This window comes from Kitasatospora putterlickiae (genome assembly GCF_039527695.1).
Taxonomy (GTDB): Bacteria; Actinomycetota; Actinomycetes; order Streptomycetales; family Streptomycetaceae; genus Kitasatospora; species Kitasatospora putterlickiae.
This window is the reverse complement of record NZ_BAAAKJ010000051.1, coordinates 12721-14108: the sequence shown is the minus strand read 5'-3', so window position 1 is coordinate 14108 and position 1388 is coordinate 12721. Positions and strand designations below refer to the sequence as shown.

The following is a 1388-nucleotide window of genomic DNA, read 5'->3' as shown; positions in this document are numbered from 1 at the left end:
AGCCGGTCCGGGTGGTCCCGCGGACCACCCGGACCAGCTCGACCGTTACGGACCGCCCCTGCGGGCGGCCGGCCGGGTCAGAGGCAGAGCAGCGTGCTGACCGTGCTGGTGCCGCAGTTGAGCAAGCTCAGCGAGCTGGCGCTGGCGAGGGTGTCGTCGATCGGGGCCGCCTCGGTCTCGGGCAGCTCCAGGGTCTGGAGGTCGAGGATCGCCATGACGTTCTCCTTCGGTGCGGTGGATCGCCCGGCCGGGCGGCCGGGAGTCGGTGGGGGCGCGGTCGTCGCGCCCGGGGCGGTCACCGGGACGCGCGGGCCGGCTCGGTGAACGGGAGGAAGGGGGTGCCGGCCAGGGCCGTGCCCAGGGCCAGCAGGATTCCGGCCGAGCCGGTCGCCAGGTCCGTCGACAGGCGCAGCAACTGGTCGCCGGGGAAGGCGAGGTGGCCGTGGTAGGGGACCTGGTGGAGGGCCAGCAGGGCGCGGTGCCGGGCGATCAGGGCGTCGTTGTCCGCGGTGCTCCCGGCGCCGGTCAGGGCGAGGTGGGCGAGAAGTCCGGCCCGTCCGTTGAACAGGCCGGGCTGGATCACGAACTCCGGTTCCGCGGCCTTGCGGATCAGCGCCTGCCGGTCGGCCGGGAAGCTGTCGGGCCGGTGGGCGAGGAGGGCGGCCAGGGCGAGGCCGATCCCCGCGCTGCCGGTCTCGACGTAGGGCAGGACCCGCCGCCGGTCGACCACCTGGAGGGTGCCGTCCGCCACCTGGACGCAGCGTTCGAGGTCGAGTTCCAGGAGGGTCTCGGCCTGGTCCAGCAGGGCGTGGTCCCCGGTGTGCTCGTGCAGGCGGACCAGGGCGAGCGCGGCGCCCGAGGCCCCGGCCAGCAGACCGGCCCGCCGTCCGGCGTCGCCGCGCCCGGCCTTCTCCCAGGCCGTGGCGGCGCTCCTGGCGGCGCCCAGCGCCTCGTCGAGCAGCCGTTCGTCTCCGGTGGCGCGGGCGAAGTGGAGCAGGGTGAGCGCGATCCCCGGGCCGCCGGTGGCCAGCGTCGGGGCGGACGCCGCCTCGCCGTCGGCGGCCGCGGCCGCGCCGAGGCGGCGCAGGAGCCCGGACGCCCGCTCGTGCTCGCCCAGCAGGTCGAGGACGTAGGCGACGCCGTGGCCGCCGTGGTACAGCCCGGGTGCGAGAGCGCGGTCGCGGGCGGCGTCGGCCAGCCACCGCAGGTGCGCGGGGTCGACGCCGGCCCCGGTGGCGTGCAGCGCGTAGAGCACCCCGGCCGCACCGTGGGCCAGGCCGAGCCCGCCGTGGGTGAACTGGGCGACGTCGCCCGGGAAGAGCCGGTCGGCGCGGCCGGGGGTGGCCGCCGCGGCGGGCGCTACTTCACGGCGGTCTTGCCGATGGTGG

General features: G+C 77.2%; 2 protein-coding genes. Both read right to left on the bottom strand.

The features are described 5' to 3' along the window. Positions 1 to 77: 77 nt before the first annotated feature. Entirely contained in the window at positions 78 to 215 is a 138-nt protein-coding gene (locus ABD308_RS06025) for a SapB/AmfS family lanthipeptide (RefSeq protein WP_344328127.1), read from the bottom strand. An 80-nt stretch (positions 216 to 295) separates the two neighbouring features. Further along, a partial coding sequence (locus ABD308_RS06020) for a lanthionine synthetase LanC family protein (protein ID WP_344328124.1) occupies positions 296 to 1388 on the bottom strand: 1093 nt, incomplete at its 5' end.